General features: G+C 64.5%; 18 protein-coding genes and 2 pseudogenes. 13 read left to right on the top strand and 7 right to left on the bottom strand.

From position 1 onward, the window contains the following. The first annotated feature begins 241 nt into the window (after window positions 1-241). The 6 genes from ACRHIG_RS30630 to ACRHIG_RS30605 all read left to right on the top strand — a co-directional run bounded on the left by ACRHIG_RS30630 (window position 242) and on the right by ACRHIG_RS30605 (window position 7,114). Entirely contained in the window at window positions 242-1,285 is a 1,044-nt protein-coding gene (locus tag ACRHIG_RS30630; protein WP_010393186.1) for a rod shape-determining protein, read from the top strand. 105 nt (window positions 1,286-1,390) lie between these two features. Beyond that, window positions 1,391-2,455: a rod shape-determining protein MreC gene (mreC, locus tag ACRHIG_RS30625; protein WP_489628935.1), complete on the top strand. Its 1,065-nt coding sequence runs from the start codon at window positions 1,391-1,393 to the stop codon at window positions 2,453-2,455. Then, the gene (gene mreD, locus ACRHIG_RS30620; RefSeq protein WP_035824494.1) at window positions 2,452-2,964 is read left to right on the top strand and encodes a rod shape-determining protein MreD; all 513 of its coding nucleotides are present in this window, start codon (window positions 2,452-2,454) and stop codon (window positions 2,962-2,964) included. The genes mreC and mreD overlap by 4 nt, the downstream gene beginning before the upstream one ends. 12 nt (window positions 2,965-2,976) lie before the next feature. Next, the gene (gene mrdA, locus ACRHIG_RS30615) at window positions 2,977-4,947 is read left to right on the top strand and encodes a penicillin-binding protein 2 (RefSeq protein WP_489628934.1); all 1,971 of its coding nucleotides are present in this window, start codon (window positions 2,977-2,979) and stop codon (window positions 4,945-4,947) included. An 8-nt stretch (window positions 4,948-4,955) separates the two neighbouring features. Further along, window positions 4,956-6,071: a rod shape-determining protein RodA gene (rodA, locus tag ACRHIG_RS30610; protein ID WP_436520050.1), complete on the top strand. Its 1,116-nt coding sequence runs from the start codon at window positions 4,956-4,958 to the stop codon at window positions 6,069-6,071. Beyond that, window positions 6,071-7,114, top strand: coding sequence for a septal ring lytic transglycosylase RlpA family protein (locus ACRHIG_RS30605; RefSeq protein WP_475416758.1), 1,044 nt, complete (start codon window positions 6,071-6,073; stop codon window positions 7,112-7,114). Before rodA ends, ACRHIG_RS30605 begins: the two co-directional genes overlap by 1 nt. Here ACRHIG_RS30605 and ACRHIG_RS30600 read toward each other — a convergent pair whose 3' ends face one another. From ACRHIG_RS30600 to argS, 7 genes are read right to left on the bottom strand one after another with little or no spacing between them, the layout of a single operon-like run. Further along, the gene (locus ACRHIG_RS30600) at window positions 7,115-7,813 is read right to left on the bottom strand and encodes an SPOR domain-containing protein (protein ID WP_489628933.1); all 699 of its coding nucleotides are present in this window, start codon (window positions 7,811-7,813) and stop codon (window positions 7,115-7,117) included. Then, window positions 7,807-8,565: a type III pantothenate kinase gene (locus ACRHIG_RS30595; protein WP_489628932.1), complete on the bottom strand. Its 759-nt coding sequence runs from the start codon at window positions 8,563-8,565 to the stop codon at window positions 7,807-7,809. Before ACRHIG_RS30595 ends, ACRHIG_RS30600 begins: the two co-directional genes overlap by 7 nt. A gap of 4 nt (window positions 8,566-8,569) precedes the next feature. Next, window positions 8,570-9,373 (bottom strand): biotin--[acetyl-CoA-carboxylase] ligase, encoded by an 804-nt coding sequence (locus tag ACRHIG_RS30590; RefSeq protein WP_489628931.1) that lies wholly within the window; start codon window positions 9,371-9,373, stop codon window positions 8,570-8,572. A gap of 10 nt (window positions 9,374-9,383) precedes the next feature. Next, on the bottom strand, window positions 9,384-10,145 hold the full coding sequence (locus ACRHIG_RS30585) for an SDR family oxidoreductase (protein ID WP_489628930.1): 762 nt from the start codon (window positions 10,143-10,145) through the stop codon (window positions 9,384-9,386). Between the two features lie 37 nt (window positions 10,146-10,182). Then, entirely contained in the window at window positions 10,183-10,854 is a 672-nt protein-coding gene (locus ACRHIG_RS30580) for a thiol:disulfide interchange protein DsbA/DsbL (protein ID WP_489628929.1), read from the bottom strand. A gap of 9 nt (window positions 10,855-10,863) precedes the next feature. Continuing rightward, window positions 10,864-11,571 (bottom strand): SPOR domain-containing protein, encoded by a 708-nt coding sequence (locus tag ACRHIG_RS30575; RefSeq protein ID WP_475416764.1) that lies wholly within the window; start codon window positions 11,569-11,571, stop codon window positions 10,864-10,866. A 20-nt stretch (window positions 11,572-11,591) separates the two neighbouring features. Further along, window positions 11,592-13,301, bottom strand: a complete 1,710-nt coding sequence (argS, locus tag ACRHIG_RS30570) for an arginine--tRNA ligase (protein WP_489628928.1) — start codon at window positions 13,299-13,301, stop codon at window positions 11,592-11,594. A 182-nt stretch (window positions 13,302-13,483) separates the two neighbouring features. Between argS and ACRHIG_RS30565 the strand changes: the two genes are divergently transcribed. The 7 genes and pseudogenes from ACRHIG_RS30565 (at window position 13,484) to ACRHIG_RS30535 (ending at window position 19,625) form a co-directional block, all read left to right on the top strand. Further along, a complete protein-coding gene (locus ACRHIG_RS30565) occupies window positions 13,484-13,675 on the top strand; it encodes a hypothetical protein (RefSeq protein ID WP_475416766.1) in 192 nt (63 codons plus the stop codon). 2 nt (window positions 13,676-13,677) lie between these two features. Next, window positions 13,678-15,087: pseudogene (gene rsmB, locus ACRHIG_RS30560) on the top strand (16S rRNA (cytosine(967)-C(5))-methyltransferase RsmB); the annotation flags it as partial. Then, window positions 15,088-15,702: a DUF4390 domain-containing protein gene (locus ACRHIG_RS30555; protein ID WP_489630897.1), complete on the top strand. Its 615-nt coding sequence runs from the start codon at window positions 15,088-15,090 to the stop codon at window positions 15,700-15,702. It abuts the pseudogene before it with no gap. Further along, window positions 15,702-17,996, top strand: coding sequence for a sensor histidine kinase (locus ACRHIG_RS30550; RefSeq protein ID WP_489628927.1), 2,295 nt, complete (start codon window positions 15,702-15,704; stop codon window positions 17,994-17,996). Before ACRHIG_RS30555 ends, ACRHIG_RS30550 begins: the two co-directional genes overlap by 1 nt. Before the next feature lie 98 nt (window positions 17,997-18,094). Next, entirely contained in the window at window positions 18,095-18,814 is a 720-nt protein-coding gene (locus tag ACRHIG_RS30545; RefSeq protein WP_034749318.1) for a response regulator, read from the top strand. Continuing rightward, a complete protein-coding gene (locus ACRHIG_RS30540; RefSeq protein ID WP_489628926.1) occupies window positions 18,811-19,212 on the top strand; it encodes a GTPase in 402 nt (133 codons plus the stop codon). Before ACRHIG_RS30545 ends, ACRHIG_RS30540 begins: the two co-directional genes overlap by 4 nt. A 156-nt stretch (window positions 19,213-19,368) precedes the next feature. Continuing rightward, window positions 19,369-19,625 (top strand): annotated as a pseudogene (locus tag ACRHIG_RS30535) (BTH_I0359 family protein). The last annotated feature ends 15 nt before the right edge of the window (window positions 19,626-19,640 follow it).

The following is a 19,640-nucleotide window of genomic DNA, read 5'->3' as shown; positions in this document are numbered from 1 at the left end:
GCTGCAAGAGTCGCACTTTTCCATGGTTTTTGAGCAAATCGCATTCAAATTATAAGGTAGAATGGCGGGTTAATGCGTTGCCGGCGCTGATGGACCGCTGCCGCAGCATAGAAAAGATTGCGCAAGCGCCAAGCGAAACCCGGAAAAATCGCCTTCATGGATTTTCAGGGTGCCTGAAAGCGCCCGCTTTGAAACTCCCCATAAACAGCTTTTGCGCAGCTCGATGCGCTACAGGACACTCATGTTTGGTTTTTTACGCAGGTATATCTCCACCGATCTGGCCATTGACTTGGGCACGGCCAACACCCTTATTTATGTACGCGGCCTCGGTATCGTCCTGGACGAGCCATCCGTCGTCGCCATCCGCCAGGAAGGCGGTCCGAATGGCAAGAAGACCATTCAGGCAGTCGGCAAGGAAGCCAAGCAGATGCTGGGCAAGGTGCCGGGCAATATCGAAGCGATTCGTCCGATGAAAGATGGCGTGATCGCCGACTTCACCGTGACCGAGCAGATGCTCAAGCAATTCATCCGCATGGTGCACGACTCGAAATTCTTCCGTCCATCGCCGCGCATCATCATTTGCGTGCCGTGCGGTTCGACCCAGGTCGAGCGCCGCGCGATCCGCGAATCGGCCCTGGGCGCCGGTGCCTCGCAGGTGTACCTGATCGAAGAACCGATGGCAGCGGCCATCGGCGCGGGCTTGCCCGTGTCGGAAGCGACCGGCTCGATGGTGGTCGACATCGGCGGCGGCACGACGGAAGTGGGCATCATCTCGCTGGGCGGCATGGTCTACAAGGGTTCCGTGCGCGTCGGCGGCGACAAGTTCGATGAAGCCATCGTCAACTACATCCGCCGCAACTACGGCATGCTGATCGGCGAACAGACGGCCGAAGCCATCAAGAAGGCCATCGGTTCGGCCTTCCCTGGCTCGGAAGTGAAGGAAATGGAAGTCAAGGGCCGCAACCTGTCCGAAGGCATCCCCCGTTCGTTCACCATTTCCAGCAACGAGATCCTCGAAGCGCTGACCGATCCGCTGAACAACATCGTCTCGGCCGTGAAAAACGCGCTGGAACAGACGCCGCCGGAACTGGGCGCCGACATCGCCGAAAAAGGCATGATGCTGACGGGCGGCGGCGCACTGCTGCGCGACCTGGACCGCCTGCTGATGGAGGAAACCGGCCTGCCGGTGCTGGTGGCCGAGGACCCGCTCACCTGCGTGGTGCGCGGTTCCGGGATGGCACTGGAACGTATGGACAAGCTCGGCTCGATCTTCTCCTACGAATAATCTGACAGAAGGGCCGGAACTTCAGTTTCCGGCCTTTTTTGGTTTTGGCACCGGCGTTTGCCCGGGGCCCGCACGTTGGCGCACTGCGCCTGATTACTGGATGTCATGGAATACAGTCCTCCGCCACTTTTCAAACAAGGCGCCTCCGCCCGCGTCAAGATGATGGTGTTCGCCGGCATTTCTATCGCCCTGCTGCTGGTCGATTCGCGCATGCACGCGCTGACGGCCGTGCGCCAGGCCGTCGGCACCGTGCTGTATCCGGTGCAGATGGCGGCCCTGGTGCCGCGCGACGTGGCGCTGGGCGTCGGCAACTACTTTTCTTCGCTGTCCGCCCTGGAAAAACAGGTGCGCGACCTGAAGCACGAACAGATCGCCTCGGCGCAGATCCTGCAGCAGGCGCAACTCAACATCGTTGAAAACAACCACTTGCGCAAGCTGATGGAAGCGCGCGAGCGCGTGCCCGTCAAGACCATGATGGCCGAAGTGCTGTATGACACGCGCGACTCGGCCACGCGCAAGATCGTGCTGGACCGTGGCATCCAGCATGGCGTGGAACTGGGCCGCCCCGTGATCGATAATCTCGGCGTGGTGGGGCAGGTCACGCGCGTGTTCCCGTTCACCTCCGAAGTGACCTTGCTGACGGACGAAGAGCAGGCCATCCCCGTGCAGCTGCTGCGCAATGGCGTGCGCAGCGTGGCCATCGGGCGCGGCAAGTCCGGCACCATGGAACTGCGCTTCACGGCCCCCAGCGCCGACATCCAGATCGGCGACATCGTCATTACCTCGGGCCTCGACGGCCTGTACCCGGCCGGCCTGGCCGTGGCGCGCGTGACCCTGGTCGAGCGCAATGCGCATGGCCCGTTCGGCCGCGTGGTGTGCCAGCCGCTGGCCGGCATCGAACGCAACACCCAGCTGCTCATCCTGATGACGTCGCCCGAGATTCCGCCGCGCCCACCCGCCGAGGAAGTCAAGACGGGCCGCAAGATCGCCGGCAAGATGGCGCCGATCAAGGACCCGGCCAAGGAGCCTGCCGCCGCCGCCGCGACAGCCCCCGCCGCGAAGCCGCCCGCCAGCGCCGCGCCGAAACCGGCGGCGCCGGCAGGACCTGCACCAACGCCCGTAACAACGCCAGCACCTGCCGCCGTGCCACCGAAGGAAGCGACACGATGAACCGCCCGCATTACATCCTGCTGCCGGTCAGCCCCCTGTTCATCGGTTTTTCCCTGCTGTGCGCTTTTCTGCTGAACCTGCTGCCATGGGGGCAGTTCGTCGGCGTGCCCGATTTCGTCGCCCTGGTGCTGGTCTTCTGGGGCATCCACCAGCCGCGCAAGGTCGGCATCGGCGTGGCGTTCTTCATGGGCCTGATGATGGACGTGCACGACTCGACCCTGCTGGGCGAGAATGCGCTGGCCTATACCTTGCTGTCGTATTTCGCCATCATGATGCACCGGCGCGTGCTGTGGTTCCCCATCCTGACGCAGGCGCTGCACGTGCTGCCGCTGCTGCTGCTGACGCAGGCGCTGCAATTGCTGACGCGGCTGATCGTCTCGGGCCGTTTCCCCGGCTGGCTCAATTTCATCGAGAGCTTCGTCGCCGTCGCCCTGTGGCCTTTCGTGACGTGGATCCTGCTGGCGCCGCAGCGCCGCGCCGTGGACCGCGACCATAACCGGCCGATCTGACGGGCGCCTGCCATGACCGAACTGAAAAATACCGAGCGCGAACTGCATTTTTTCCGCATGCGCCTGACCATCCTGGGCGCGCTCGTCTTCGTCTGCTTTTCGCTGCTGCTGGCGCGCTTCATCTGGCTGCAGGTGATCAAGCACGAGGACTACGCGACCAAGGCCGAGGACAACCGCATCGCCGTGGTGCCCATCGTGCCCACGCGCGGCCTGATCCTCGATCGCAACGGCGTGGTCTTGGCGCGCAATTACTCGGCCTACACGCTGGAAATCACGCCGTCGAAATTGAGCGCCAGCCTCGATTCGGTGATCGACGAGCTGTCGACCCTGGTGCAGATCGACGTCAAGGACCGCCGCCGCTTCAAGAAGCTGCTGGAAGAATCGAAGAACTTCGTCAGCGTGCCGCTGCGCACGCGCCTGACGGATGAGGAAGTGGCGCGCTTCACGGCGCAGCGTTTCCGCTTCCCCGGCGTGGAAGTGCAGGCGCGCCTGTTCCGCCAGTATCCGATGGGCGAAATCGCCTCGCATGTGGTGGGCTTCATCGGCCGCATCAACCGCAATGAGGCCAAGGCGCTGGAAGAGGGCGAGGACGCGGCCAACTACAACGGCACCGACCATATCGGCAAGGAGGGCCTGGAAAAAAGCTACGAGAAGCAGCTGCATGGCACCACCGGCTACGAAGAAGTGGAAGTGTCGGCCGGCGGGCGCGCCATGCGCACCCTGTCGCGCACGGCGGCCACCCCCGGCAACAACCTGATCCTGTCGATCGACATCGAACTGCAGAAGGTGGTCGAGGAAGCGTTCGGCGAATGGCGCGGCGCGGCCGTGGCGATCGATCCGGCCACGGGCGACATCCTCGCCTACGTCTCCAAGCCAGGCTACGACCCGAACCTGTTCGTCGACGGCATCGACCAGCAAAGCTGGAATGAACTCAATACCTCGCTGGACCGGCCGATGGTCAACCGTCCCCTGTCGGGCACCTACGCGCCCGGCTCGACCTTCAAACCCTTCATGGCGCTGGCCGCGCTGGAACTGGGCAAGCGCACGCCGAGCCAGTCGATTTCCGATCCCGGCTTCTTCATCCTCGGCGGCCACACCTTCCGCGACGACAAGGTGGGCGGCCATGGCACGGTGGACATGCACAAGTCCATCGTCGTCTCGTGCAACACCTATTACTACCAGCTGGGCCGCGACATGGGCATCGACGCCATCCACGACTTCATGAAGCCGTTCGGTTTCGGCCAGCTGACGGGCATCGACCTGAATAACGAAAAGACGGGCGTGCTGCCGTCGACGGAATGGAAGCGCAACCGCTTCAAGACGCCGCAGCAGAAAAAATGGGTGGGCGGCGACACGATTTCGGTGAGTAACGGCTCCGGCTACAATTCCTACACGCCGCTGCAGATCGCCCACGCGACGGCCAATCTGGCCAATAACGGCGTGGTGATGAAGCCGCATCTGGTGAAGATCATCGAAGACGCGGCCACGCGCGTGCGCACCCTGACGGTGCCCAAGGAAAGCTACCGCATCGCGCTCAAGCAGGAAAACATCGACATCATCAAGCGCGCCATGGTGGGCGTGACCAGCGAGCAGGACGGCACGGCCGCGCGCATCTTCACCGGCGTGCAGTACACGGTGGGCGGCAAGACGGGTACGGCGCAGGTGGTGGGCATCAAGAAAAACGAGAAGTACAATGCCAAGCTGCTGGCCGAACGCCTGCGCGACAACGCCCTGTTTACGGCCTTCGCGCCGGCCGACAAGCCGCGCATCGCGATCGCCATCGTAGTGGAAAACGCGGGCTTCGGCGCCGGCGTGGCCGCGCCGATCGCGCGCAAGGCGCTCGACTACTACCTGCTGGGCAAGCGCCCGAGCGACAAGGAAAAGGACACCACCAAGGTGCCCAAGGAAGATGTCGACGAAGTGCGCACCCTGGAAGAAATCACCGACGAGCAGGCCGCCCCGGCGCCGCCTGCCAGGCAATAAGGAAGCACATGCCCATTAACGAGAGGCGCTCGCTGTGGCGGCGCGCCAAACCCTACCTGGCGGTGTTCGATCCGCCGCTGATGATCATCATCCTGATGCTGCTGTGCACCAGCCTGCTGACCCTGTATTCGGCCAGCATCGGCATCCCCGGCAAGATCGAGGACCATTTGCGCAATATCCTGCTGTGCTTTTTCGTCATGTGGGTGGCGGCCAACGTCACGCCGCAGATGATGATGCGCATCGCCGTGCCGGTGTACACGGTGTCGGTGATCTTGCTGGTGGCCGTGGCGCTGTTCGGCACCATCAAGCTCGGTGCGCGGCGCTGGCTGCATATCGGCGTGATCGACATCCAGCCTTCCGAATTCCTGAAGATCGCCACGCCGCTGATGCTGGCCTGGTTCTTCCAGCACAATGCGGGCGCCCTGCGCTGGAAATCGTTCCTGATGGCGGCCGTGCTGCTGCTGGTGCCCGTGTACCTGATCGCGCGCCAGCCCGACCTGGGCACGGCGCTGCTGGTGGTGGCGGCCGGCTTTACCGTCATCTTCCTGGCCGGCCTGTCGTGGAAGGTGCTGGCCGGCTTGCTGATCACCTTTGTTTCCTGCCTGCCGATCGCCTGGTCGCACCTGCATGATTACCAGCGCGACCGCGTGATGATGCTGATCGACCCGACCAAGGACCCGCTGGGCAAGGGCTTCCATATCATCCAGTCCATCATCGCCATCGGTTCCGGCGGCATGACGGGCAAGGGCTGGACGCACGGCACGCAGGCCCACCTGGAATTCGTTCCGGAGCGCACCACCGACTTCATCTTCGCCGTGTATTCGGAGGAGTTCGGCCTGGTGGGTAATCTGATTCTGATGCTGATGTATTTGCTGCTGGTGGGACGGGGGATGATGATCGCCGCCAACGCCCCCAGTTTTTTCACTCGCCTGCTGGCAGGAGCGATAACTATGATTTTCTTTACGTATGCGTTTGTCAACATGGGCATGGTCAGCGGCATCGTGCCGGTGGTCGGCGTCCCCCTGCCATTCCTCAGCTATGGCGGCACCGCGCTGCTGACCCTGGGCGTGGCCACCGGCATCCTGATGAGCATTCAGCGCCACCGCAAGCTGGTGCAGACCTGATGCGGGCGCCTTTCGATACCTTCGCCACGCGCGGGCTGAGCCTTGTCGTCCTGCTGACCCTGGCCGCCTGCGGCACCGCGCCGCACAAGCCCGCATCGAACAACGTGCCGCTGCCGTCGGGCGGCAAGGTCAAGGTGCCCGTGCGCCAGGATCCCACCTTGCCGGCATTGCCGGCGGCCGGCTCCGGGCGCGGCGGCTACTACAAGGACGATGGCCCGGGTGACAATCCGCCTGCCAACCTGCGCGACGTGCCCGACGCGGAAGTGCGCAACGAGCCGTATTCGACGCGCTCGAACCGTCCCTACGTCGTCTTCGGCAAGACGTACACGCCGATCACCGACAACGAGCCTTTCACGCAGAAGGGCACGGGCACCTGGTATGGCAAGAAATTCCATGGCCAGCGCACCTCGTCGGGCGAAATCTACGATATGTACAAGATGACGGCGGCCCACCCGACCTTGCCGATTCCATCGTATGCGCGCGTGACGAGCATCGACAGCGGTGAGCAGGTGATCGTGCGCATCAACGACCGCGGTCCGTTCCACGCCACGCGCGTCATCGACGTATCCTACACGGCGGCGCTGAAACTGGGCTTCCTCGGCAAGGGCAGCCACCAGGTGGTCGTGGAACGCCTGCTGCCGGCCGATATCGACGCCATCCTGGCCGCCCGCGCGGCACCCAAGCCGGTGCCGTCGGTGGTGGCCATCTCCATCGACACGCCCGTGGAAACGGGCGCCGTGGTGCAGCCGGAAGTGTCGTCGCAGATGCTGCCCGTCGATGCGACGGTGGCCATGCCGGCACCGGCGGCGCTGGCCAGCGGTTTCTATCTGCAGCTGGGCGCCTATTCGCGCGCCGACAATGCTGAATCGGGCCGTTCGCGCCTGGCGCCGTACGCGGCGGCGCTCGGTACCCTGGGCGTGGTGCAGGCCGGTAACCTGTTCCGCCTGTACGGCGGACCGTTTGCCAGCCGCGCCGAGGCGGCACGGGCGGCGGCGAATTTGCCGGAATCGACGGGCATCAAGCCCATCGTGATCCAAAGGTAGTTATTTACAAGTGCGCAGGTCTTGTTCCGGGAACTGCGCCTTGATCTTCTCGAGACGCGCGCGCGTGGCGGCGTCGAGGCCGCGGAACTGGTAGGCGAACTGCTTGCTGGCGCTGTAGCGCGGCGCGACGCGGGCGCTGTGCACGCCCTGTTTGTTGAGCGATGCCAGCTGGCTTTGCGCGCTCGTTTCCGACTTGAATACGCCCAATGAAATGCCCCAGCGCAGCGGGCTGCTTTCATTCATGATGAAGTAATTCGTCACGCCCAGCTGCTTCAATTCGCCGGCCTTGCGGTCGGCGCCTTCCTTGCTGCCTTGCGGCGGGATGTACACCATGTAGCTGGAAATGTCCTGGCCGGCCACGTTGCGGCGCGACTGGCGGTCGCCCAGGTCCAGCGCCGCCACTTGCGCTTCGAAGCGGCGCCCGTCGGCCAGCAGGAAATTGCCCACTTCCGTGCAGGCATACGTGGTCGGCGGCGTCGGCGCGGCCGCTGCCGGCTTCTCAGCTTCTTCGGCAGCCGGCGGCGCGGCGGGCGCCGTGGCCTGCTCCTGCGTCAGCAAGGTGAGCTTGCCCGCCTGCAGCTGGTTTTTCAGGCGCGCCGGTTCGCGCGTCTCGCTGCGAAAACTGCCCAGATAACCCTGGCCGATGGCCAGCACCAGCAGGTTGACGCCGGCCAGCAGCCAGAAGACGAATTTCAGCATACGTGGTTTCCTTGTGTTCCTGCCGTCCCGGCGCGCGCGGCCGCCTGCAGGCCGAGCATGACGATATTGTCCACCAGGTGCAGCGGCACCGCCAGCGCCAGGGCCGGTGCGATGCGCGCTGCGGCGCCGCCCGACAGCAGGCAGGCGCTGGCGCCGTGCATGCGCACGGCCCGTTCGATGGCGCCCGCCTGCGCCGCCAGGCAGCCGGAGAGGATGGCGTCGTCCGTATTGTCGGCAAAGCCGGCCGGCAGCATGGCGCCGCTGGCGATGTGCGGCAGCTGCGCCGTGTTGCGCGCCAGCGAACTGGCCATCAATCCCAGTCCCGGCAAGATCATCCCGCCAAGGAACACGCCATCGGCCGTGATGGCGTCGATGGTGGTGGCGGTGCCGCAATTGGCGACGATGACGGCCTGCCCAGGCGCCAGCGCGTGCGCGCCGATGGCGGCGGCAAAGCGGTCGCAGCCCAGCTGCGACGGCGCGCGGTAGCCGTTCCTCAGTCCGGCCAGCTGCGGCAGCGAGGTAAAATCGCTGGGTGCCACCGGCAGCATGGCGCGCAGGCGCGCGCCGATGACGGCGCCCGCCACATTCGACAGCAGTGCCTCATTGATGGCCAGTGGCGCCCACTGCGCGGCCAGGGTGTCGATCTGCGCATGCGCGACGGCGCCGCTGGCCAGCCAGCCGCCGACGGCACTGTCGGCGGCGACGAGCGCCCATTTGATGCGCGTATTGCCGGCGTCGATCAGCAGCAGCATGCGCTTACTCCCCGGCCAGGCGCAAGGACACGTCGCCGGACATGACTTCCTGCAGGCCGCCATCGGTGCGCAGCAGCAGGCGGCCCAGGTGGTCGACGCCGGCCGCCACGCCTTGCTGCAGCAGCTGGCCGTTGTCGAGGATTTTCACGTGCTGGCCCTGCCACGCGTGCAGCAGGTTCCAGCGTTCCGCAAACGGCGCGAAGCCCGTGTCGTCGAATTCGGCCAGCACGCCTGCCAGGCGGCTGAGCAGCGCCGCCACCAGGGTATTGCGCTCCATCTGCGCCAGCCAGGGCACGGCCGAGACGCTGCGCCCGATCTGCCGTTCCAGCGCATCGGGCATCAAGAGATTGATGCCGCAGCCGATGACGGCCCACACGCCGCCGCTATCGTCGTCCTGCGCCTGCTGCGTCTCGACGAGGATGCCGGCCAGCTTGTGGCCATCCTTGAGCAGGTCGTTGGGCCATTTCAGTTGCACCGGCACGCCCAGCGCCGTCATGCTTTCGGCCAGCGCCACGCCGACGGCCAGCGGCAGGCCGACCAGCTGGTGCAGCGGCCCCTTGAAGCGCCAGGCCAGCGAGAACATCAGGCTGGCGTCCGCCTGCGACACCCACGGCCGTCCGGCGCGCCCCCGTCCGGCCGTCTGCTGGCCGGCGATGCGCAGGGTGGGGCCGGCCAGGGTGGCGCAGCGCGCCAGCAGGTCGGCGTTGGTCGATCCCGTTTCGTCGACCACTTCGATGGCCACGTGGGAGGCGCCCGTGGCGCAATGGGCGGCGATGGCCGCGCTGTTCAGGTCTGCGTGCTTCGTCATGGTGATTGGTTCAGTTGCGCGCCTTGTGCGGCGCATTCGCGAAGGCCCGGTCGTAGATGGCATTGGGCAGCGCGCGCAGCAGCTTGGCGACGACGCCCATCTGCCACGGGATCACGCGGTAGCTGTCGCCGTCGGCGATGGCGCGCGCGGCGCGCACGGCGAATTTTTCGGCAGGCATCAGGAAGGGCATGCGGTAGGCGTTATGGCGCGTCATCGGCGTGTCGATGTAGCCGGGCGTGATGGTGACGACCTTGATGCCCGCCGGTTTCAATTCCAGGCGCAGCGATTCGCAGTAGCTGATGACGGCCGCCTTCGAGGCGCTGTAGGCTTCGGCGCCGGGCAGGCCGCGGATACCGGCCACGCTGCCGATGCCCACCAGGCGTCCGCCGCCCTGGCTTTTCATGGCGGCGATGAAGGGGGCGAAGGTGGCGACGGTAGCCGTGACGTTGATGGCGATGAGGCGCGCGAAGGCGTCGAGGTCTTCCGCGTGTTCGCTCAAGGTGCCGTAGGACACGCCGGCGCTGGCGATGACGACGTCGATGCGGCCGGCATGGGTGATGAAGTCATCGGCCGCCTGTTTCAGCGCCGCGTGGTCGCACACGTCGACGGCGTAGGCGCGGTGGCGTTCAGGGTGGGGCAGGGAAGCGATCAGTTGCTGCAGCGTGTCGCCGCGGCGGGCCAGCAAGCCCAGCTGGGCGCCCTGGCGCGCGTACTGCAGCGCCAGGGCGGCGCCCAGTCCGCTCGACGCGCCCGTGATGAAAACGCTGTGCATCAGGCGATGCCCGGGCGCGCCAGGGAAGTGGTCATGCTTATTTCTTTTCCGCTTTGGCTTTCGCGACCAGCACGTCCATCACGCTGAGCGCCTGGGCGTTCAGCTGCTCTTCGTTCTTGGCCGACTTGCTGCCCTGGTCGGCCTGCGAAGGCGAGGTGATGTAGCGGCCGTCGATGGCGATCATGGGCCAGAACGTCACGTTATAGCCCTGCATCATGGCGTCCGCGCGGCGCACGCGGGCCGAGACGCCCATCGAACGGTAGGTATCGATGAATTTCTGGCGGTCCACGCCCTGCTTGGCGACGAAGTCGAAGACGGCGTCGTCGGTGTTCAGGCGGTTGCGCTCCACGTGCATGGCGTGGAAGACGCCGGTATGCAGCTTGTCGACCAGGCCCATGGCTTGCAGGGTGAAGAACAGGCGCTGCTGCGGCGCCACGCTCTCGTCGCGCGACACGTGCACGCGCTTGAAGACGATGTTGTCGCCCTGTTTCTTGACCCAGGCCGCCAGCTGCGGTTCGAGCACGTTGCAATGCGGGCAGTAATAGGCGAAGAATTCCGTCACTTCGATTTTCTTGCCCGACTCCGTCGCCTGCGGCGCGGCCAGGGTTTCGTATTCGACGCCGTTCTTCGGCTCGGCCGGCGAGGCGGACGCGCCCAGGGCGATGCTGCACAGGGCGGCGGCGAACAGGATTTTCTTCAGAAAACGCATGCTGGTTCCTTATTTTTGGTTGCGGACGACGGCGACATCGATGCCGTTTTCAGACAGTTTGGTACGCGCGCGGTTCATCGCTTCGAGCTGGTTGAACGGCCCGATGCGCACGCGGTGCAGCACGCCGGCATCGGTGCTGCGGTCGCTGATGGCCGCTTCGAAGCCCAGCAGCGCCAGTTTGCCGCGCGTGCTTTCGGCGTCCGACATGTCATGGAAGGCGCCGGCCTGCAGATAATAAATCCATTTGTCGCTGGCTGCATCGGTCTTGGCCTCTTTCGCGTCGGCTTTGGCTTGCGGCGCGGGTGCCGCCGCCGGCGTTTTCGGCGCCGGCTTGTCTTTCAAGGTACCGATCAATTCCTGCAGCGCGTCCGGCGGCGGCGCCTTCGGCTGCTGCGCGGTGGTGGGCGCCGGCGCCGGCGCGGCAGGCTGCGTCGGCGTGACGATCTCACGCGGCTCCTTGGAGAAGTCGCGCGCCGCTTCCTTGGCCGCTTCCTTGTTGCCGTACATCGGCTTGTTCGGGTCGGCGATCTGGCCGGCCGTCGGTTCGGCCGACTTGCCGGCCTTGCCCGACTTGTCGGTGAAGGGCGAGGCGCCCTTGGTGATCACCAGGGCGACCACCACGGCGATGCCCAGGCCGATGACCAGGCCGATGATGATGCCGACCAGGGTATTGCCCTGCTGGCGCCGGGTCGAAGAGAAGCGGGAAGCATGATTCATTGACGGTTAGACCTTCGCGATTACATTTTGTTTGGCGCGGACACGCCGATCAGTGCCAAGCCGTTGCGCAATACCTGGCGCGCGGCGACGACGAGGGCCAGGCGGGCCATCTTGACGGCTTCGTCCTCGACCAGCACTTTTTCGGCGAAGTAGAAGCTGTGCAGGTTGGCGGCCAGGTCGCGCAGGTAGAAGGCGACCTGGTGTGGTCCCAGTTCCGCTTGCGCGCGCGCCAGCATTTCCGGATAGGCGGCCAGGGTCGCCAGCAGGGTCGCTTCCGTCGGCGCCGTCAGCGGGGACAAGTCGACGCCGGCGACCGTGCTTTCATCGCCGCCCCAGTTTTCCAGGATGCGGCAGATGCGCGCATGCGCGTACTGCACGTAATAGACCGGGTTTTCATCGGTGGTTTTCAGCGCCACGTCGACGTCGAAGACGAATTCCGTGTCGGCCTTGCGCGAGATCAGGAAGAAGCGCACGGCGTCGCGGCCCTTGGCGATGTCGCCGCCGCCCGACCATTCGATCAGGTCGCGCACGGTCACGTAGGAGCCGGCGCGCTTCGAGATCTTGACCTCTTCGCCGTCCCTCATGACGGTGACCATCTTGTGCAGCACGTAGTCGGGGTAGCCTTGCGGGATGCCCATATCGACGGCCTGCAGGCCGGCGCGCACGCGCGCGATGGTGCCATGGTGGTCGCTGCCCTGGATATTGATGGCCTGCACGAAACCGCGCTGCCATTTCACCAGGTGATACGCGACGTCGGGTACGAAATACGTGTAGGTGCCGTCCGTCTTGCGCATGACGCGGTCCTTGTCGTCGCCGAAGTCGGTGGTGCGCAGCCACAGCGCGCCATCCTGCTCGTAGGTGTGGCCGGCCTTGATCAGGGTTTCGACGGCGCTATTGACCTTGCCGTCCGCGTACAGCGACGATTCGAGGTAGTAATTGTCGAACTTCACGCCGAAGGCCTGCAAGTCGATGTCCTGCTCGTTGCGCAGGTAGGTGACGGCGAACGGGCGGATCGAATCGATGTCTTCCACGTCGCCGTTGGCCGTCGCCGGCAAGCCGTCGCTGGCCGACACGGTCTTGCCGGCCTTGAAGTCATTGGCGATGTCGGCGATGTAGTCGCCGTTGTAGGCGGACTCGGGCCATTCGGCGTCGCCCGGCTTGAAGCCGCGCGCGCGCGCCTGCACGGAATTGGCCAGGGTCTGGATCTGCACGCCCGCGTCGTTGTAATAGAACTCGCGCGTCACCTGGTAGCCTTGCGCGTCGAACAGCGAGGACAGGGCGTCGCCCAGGGCTGCCTGGCGGCCGTGGCCCACGTGCAGCGGACCGGTCGGGTTGGCCGAGACGAATTCCAGGATGACCTGCTTGCCGGCGCCTGCCGTGCTGCGGCCATAGCTGCCGGCTTCGCTCAAGATGGTGTTTACGACGGCCTGCTTGGCGGCGGCGGAGACGCGCACGTTGATGAAGCCGGGACCGGCGATTTCCACTGCCTCGATCAATCCCTTGCCGGCCGGGTTGGCCAGCACGGCCGTCACGATGGTTTGCGCCAGTTCGCGCGGGTTCTGTTTCAGCTGCTTGGCCAGTTGCATGGCGATATTGCAGGCGACGTCGCCATGCGATGCATCGCGTGGTCGCTCGAGCACCACGGATGGCGTCAGCGAAGTGCCGGCCAGGACGGGAGCGAGGGCGGCCTGGAACAGGGCGATGATTTCTTGTTTCTGTTGGGCGAGCATGAGCGGGATGGCGGTGGAACCGCGTTAAGAATGAATAGAATGAATCAAAAAGCAAAACGGACGGCAAGTACCCAAGCCGCCCAGACTGCGTTAATTATACTGGTTTGCCGCCGGGAACAATACGCTTGCCGGCAAGCTTCCCGTGCCGGCGCATTTCACGATATTATCAGGACAGCATGCCCATGTTGGTGCGCGAAAACATCAGCGTGGTGCATTCTGCTTGTATATATGCGGTTTTTTGCCGCAATTTACAGGTATCGCTGCAATCGCTTGGGCCAGAGGGCGCCACAAACGCTACAATCGACCCTTTATTGATGACGCGCGGCCGCGACTTTGCCACCATGCAGCCCGCCGCGCGCAGCCACACCGGATAACTATGAACAAGCGCCCCACGCTGAAATTGAAAACCAAGCCGGCGCCAGGCCAGGCGCCTGCCGCACCGAAATTGCGTCCCAGCTACCATCCCGACCTGAAGCCCGTCTTGCAGCCAGGCTTCCAGCCCGATTTGCGCGCCGACTCGCTGGCGTTTTGCCTGCTGGGCGCCGCCAATGCCGTGGCGCAAGTGCGCACCGGCACGGCCCTGCCGCAGGCGCTGGCCAAGGTGTTTGCGCAATCGAACGCCAGCCCGCAGGCGCGCGGCGCCATCCAGGATATTTCCTACCGCACCATGCGCCAGCTGGGCCGCAGCGAAACCCTGGTCGGCCTGATGACGTCGAAGGCGCCGGAGCCGCCGATGCTTGCTGCCCTGCTGTGCTGCGCGCTGTCCTTGATGTCGGCCGAGCCGGGCGAGCAGCCGTACGAAGAATTCACCGTGGTCGACCAGGCCGTCACGGTGGCCACCTCGCATCCTGACCTGGCGCATGCCAAGGGCATGGTGAATGCCGTCTTGCGCCGATTCTTGCGCGAGCGCAAGTCCTTGCTGGAGGCAGCCCTGCAGCAACCTTTGGCGCAATGGAATTATCCGCAGTGGTGGATCGATTCGCTGCGCCTGGCCTATCCGCGCGACTGGCAAGCCATTTTGACGGCCGGCAATGCCGTGCCGCCACTGACCTTGCGCGTGAACCGCCGCAAGAGCACGGTCGAGGCGTATCTGGCCGTGCTGGCTGATGCGGGCATTGCCGCGCGCCAGGTGGGACCGTTCGCCGTGCGCCTGGACAAGCCGATCGGCGTGGCGCTGATTCCCGGCTTCGAGCAGGGCGTCGTCTCGGTGCAGGATGCCGGTGCGCAACTGGCCGCGCCGCTGCTGGACTTGCAGGACGGCATGCGCGTGCTCGACGCCTGCGCGGCGCCGGGCGGCAAGACGTGCCACATCCTGGAGCTGGCCGACGTGCAGGTGACGGCCATCGACGCGGATGCCAAGCGCCTGCCGCGCATCGCGGAAAACCTCGAGCGCCTGGGCCTGGACGCCACCCTGAAGGCGCAGGATGCGCAATCGAGCGCGTGGTGGGACGGCCAGCAGTACGACCGCATCCTGGCCGACGTGCCGTGCACGGCCTCGGGCATTGTGCGCCGCCATCCCGATATCCGCTGGTTGCGCCGCAAGGGCGACGCGTTCCAACTTGCAACACTTTCATCCAAAATTCTGGACAACCTGTGGCAGATGCTGCGCCCCGATGGTAAATTGCTGTTCGTGACTTGTTCATTGTGGCCGCAAGAGTCCGAGGCACAGGCGGCGGCATTTGCGGTGCGCAATAATGCGACCCGATTGACAGCGCCTGGCCAGCTGTTGCCAACTGGCAGCGCGGAGCAGGACCACGACGGTTTGTTCTATGCGCTATTCCAAAAAATGCGGCTTGAGCGATTCGTCGAACCTTTTCCTACGGACACTACCGGCTCACTTGTGACAACACGACTCTTCCGACTCCTGGCCCTGCTGCTGATGCTGGCATGTACCATGCCACGCGCGCATGCCGCCGACATGGTCGAGATCACCCGTGCCTACATCGAGGCTAGCGAAGAGGGCTACAAGCTGGCTGCCACATATTCCTTTGAGCTCAATCACGACCTCGATGATGCGGTACAGCATGGCGTACCGCTGTATTTCACGACTGAAATCGAACTGACCCGGCCCCGCTGGTATTGGTTCGATGAAAAAGCCATCGTGGCGCGCCAGACCAGCAAGCTGTCATACAACGTGCTCACGCGCCAATATCATGTGTCGGGCGGCGGCTTGCAGCAAAGCTTTCCCACGCTCGACGATGCACTGTTCCTGATCCGCCGTCCCAGCCGCTGGCTGGTGGCGCGGCGCGGCGAGCTGAAAGTGGGGCAGACGTATAACGTCACCTTGCGCATGGGCATGGACCGCGACTACCTGCCCAAGCCGATACAGGTCAATGCCTTCAATAACAGCGACTGGCGCCTGGCTTCGAATAAAAAAACCTTCTTGTATACGGCGGAGTAGTGAGTCAAGCATTGCGCTATCTGCTGGTGGTGGGCGGCGGCATAGTCAGTATCCTGCTATTCCTGCTGGCGTCGGCTTCCGACAATTCCGGCTTTTTCGACCGTTACTACACCTGGCTGCTGGGCCTGAACGCGGCCGTGGCCGTGTCCCTGCTGGCGCTGGTGGGTATTTCCCTGGCCCGCCTGTATGCGCGTTACAAGAGCGGCAAGTTCGGCTCCAAGCTGATGACGCGCCTGGTGATGCTGTTCGCCGCCGTCGGCATCCTGCCGGGCCTGGTGATTTTCCTTGTTTCCGTGCAATTCGTCTCCCATTCCATCGAATCCTGGTTCAACGTCAAGATCGAAGCGGCGCTGGAATCGGGGATTGAGCTGGGGCGTGCCGGCCTCGATGCGGCCCTGGTCGAGCTCGACCACCGGGGCCGCAAGGCCGTCGAGGAAATGGGCTCCGACCCGGTGGCCGGGCCGGCCGTGCTGACCAGCCTGCTGCGCGAAGAGGGCATGCAAAATGTCATGCTCGTCAGCGGCGACGGCGTGCTGCTGGCCAGCGCCGGGCCGCACAGCGCGGCCGACTTGCCGACGCCGGCCATGCTGGTGCAGGCGGCCTTGCCGGCCGGCTATGCCTCCGCCGAGGGCGGGCTGGAGCTGCACGACGATGGCACGGAGTCGGGCGGCGGCGGTTTCCGCTCGGGCTTGCCGGCGTCGCTGGAAACGGCGGCCAGCCTGCGCCTGCGGGTGCTGGTGGCCGTGCCGGGCCCCTCCGTCTCGCCCCGCTATTTGCAACTGCTGCAGGCGGTGCCGCCCAAGCTGGCGACGAATGGCGAAGTGCTGCGCGCCGCCTACAGCGAATACAAGGAACGTTTCGTCGCGCGCGTGGGATTGCGCAAGATGTACATGGAAATCCTCACCTTGACCTTGCTGCTGGCCATCTTTGGCGCCATCGGCAGCGCTTTCCTGATCGCCGGCAACCTGGCCCAGCCCCTGCTGCTGCTGGCGGAAGGCACGCGCGCCGTGGCCGAGGGCGACCTGTCGCCGCGTCCCATCGTCGCCACCAAGGATGAACTGGGTACCTTGACGCAATCGTTCAACATCATGACGCGCCAGCTGCTCGATGCGCGCACGGCCGTGGAAAGCAACCGCGCCGCGCTGCAAAACGCCAAGGCCCACCTGGAATCGGTGCTGGCCAACATGTCGGCCGGCGTGATGGTGCTCGACGGCGATTTCAAGCTGGTCACCTGCAACGAGTCCGTCGAGCGCATCCTCCAGCATTCGGGCATGAGCATGGTGGGCCAGCCGCTGGCGCAGATTGCCGGAATGGAAGAGTTTGGCGGCGCCATCATCAGCGCCTTCACGGCGCAAAGCGCGCAATCGGCGTCGGGCCGGCAGCAGCGCCTGCACTGGCAGCGGCAAATCGAGATTCCGCGCCGCCTGGGCAGCAGTGCCGACGAGCATGACATCACCTTGCTGGCGCGCGGCTCGCGCCTGCCGCTGGAGTCCGGCAGCGGCTACATCGTCGTGTTCGATGATATTTCCGACGTGATTTCCGCGCAGCGCTCGATCGCCTGGGGCGAAGTGGCGCGCCGCCTGGCGCATGAAATCAAGAATCCGCTCACGCCCATCCAGCTGTCGGCCGAGCGCCTGCAGATGAAGCTCGAAGACAAGCTGGAGCCGCGCGACGCCGAACTGCTCAGCCGCGCCACCACCACCATCGTCAAGCAGGTCGATGCGATGAAGCGCATGGTCGACGATTTCCGCGACTATGCGCGCACGCCGCCGGCCGTGCTCGTACCCCTGCGCCTGAACGAGCTGATCGAAGAGATACTGAACCTGTACCTGCGCGGCGACGATGGCGACATCATCCACCCGCAGCTGGCGCCGAATCTGCCGATGGTGATGGGCGATCCGACCCAGTTGCGCCAGGTGATCCATAACCTGCTGCAGAACGCGCAGGACGCCATGACCGACCTGCCGCCGGACTCACCGCATCCGCGGATTGACGTAAGGACGGAAGCAATTCATTATCGCAGTGCGGACGGCGGCGTGAATATCGCCGTACGGCTGGCCATCACCGACAATGGTCCTGGGTTTGCGCCAAAAATCCTGGCGCGCGCCTTCGAACCCTATGTGACCTCAAAGGCGCGCGGCACGGGATTGGGCCTGGCGATGGTAAAGAAAATTATCGATGAACACGGCGGACGCATCGATATCGAGAACCGGGTCGACGGCAATGGCGCTTCGGTGGTCATTTTGCTGTTAAAGTTAGCTCCCGACACTCGTGCCCAGGAATTCCTGGCGTGAGGGTCTGGTTTAGTATTTAAAACACTAATAAAATCATAGTTGTCCGCCGCGTACATCTTGTGCGCGACGGCCGGCGAAATGAGGAAGGCAAGACACGAATGGCAAACATACTCGTAGTGGATGATGAAATGGGTATCCGTGAGTTGCTCTCGGAAATTCTGGGCGACGAAGGACATGCTATCCAGCTGGCCGAAAATGCGCAGCAGGCGCGCGAAGCGCGTGCCGCCGGTGCGCCGGATCTGGTATTGCTGGATATCTGGATGCCCGACACGGATGGCGTCACCTTGCTCAAGGAATGGCAGCGCGATGGCTTGCTGACCATGCCGGTGATCATGATGTCCGGCCACGCCACCATCGATACGGCGGTCGAGGCGACGCGCATCGGCGCCATGAACTTCCTGGAAAAACCGATTGCCCTGCAAAAACTGCTGAAGGCAGTCCAGCAAGGCTTGACGCGGGCACAGGAAACCGTGCGCGCGCCGAGCGTGGCGCCGCGCCCCGTGGCGCCCGTGGTGGCCGAGGAAAGCAGCCATCCCGTGCCCAGCTTTGGCGGCAGCGCGCCGCAACAGCTGATGGTGCGCCCAGGCATCGCCGTACCGGCGGTGGCCGAAGGCCATGGCTACAACCTGTCATTCGACTTGCCGCTGCGGGAGGCGCGCGACGCCTTCGAGCGCATGTATTTCGAACACCACCTGGGCCGCGAAGGCGGCAGCATGACCCGCGTGGCGGAAAAAACGGGCCTGGAACGCACCCATTTGTACCGCAAGCTGAAACAGCTGGGCGTCGAACCGGGCAAGCTGGCCAAGAAAGGCCTGTGACGGCATCCGTGCGGCGTCCGACGCCGCTGACCCTGGTCAGCGGTGGACGCGCCGCCGGGCGCGAGGCGGCCATCGCGCAAGCCTTGCAGCCTGGCCAGCCGGCCGCCGTGATTCTCGAAGGCCTTGCTGACGGCAACGCCATCCTGGCCGACCTGGCCGAGAAAATTTCCCCTTCTCCATCGTTTCCACTGCAACTGTTGCGCATCGCGCCCGGTTGCCTGTGCTGCAGCGGCAATCTCGTATTGCGTGTAACATTAAATCGTCTGCTGCGCCATCCACCCGCGCGCCTGTTCATCAGCCTGGCTGACGCCTCGCACATCGAACAGCTGCGCACCTGGCTGACGGCCAGTCCCTACGATGTCCTGCTGGCGCTGGAACCAGACCTGCTCGTTTCCTGAACGTGGTTGCCTGACGGTATTACCGCAGTCGCAGTTTGCATCTCGTTACAACTCTGTAGCCCGCAGGGTGGCCTGGCCGCTTGAAATGGCGGCGTGGGAACCCCACCTCTGTCCTGAAACCGCAAGAGTTTCTCTTGCTTGAGCGAAGGATGCAAAATGAACCTGATCTATAACAGCGAGCAATACAGCGTCGTGGAATTCGGCGCCGACGTCGACCTGGAAGCCCTGCGCTTCGGCGGCTATGAAATCGTCGACAAGGGCGGCAAACGCGAGACTTTCATCGGGGAGTCCTTGCCCAGCATTTCCGCCGCGACGTCACGGAGCTGATCGCCAGCGAACCCAGCATGGAAGAGATCGATGAATTTTTGGGCAGCTATGATTCCCTCATGAGCCAGCCGGTCCTGTTGCACTGATTCTGGCTGTCTGAT

Source organism: Janthinobacterium sp. C22 (assembly GCF_057919405.1).
This window is presented reverse-complemented; position numbering and strand designations above follow the sequence as displayed.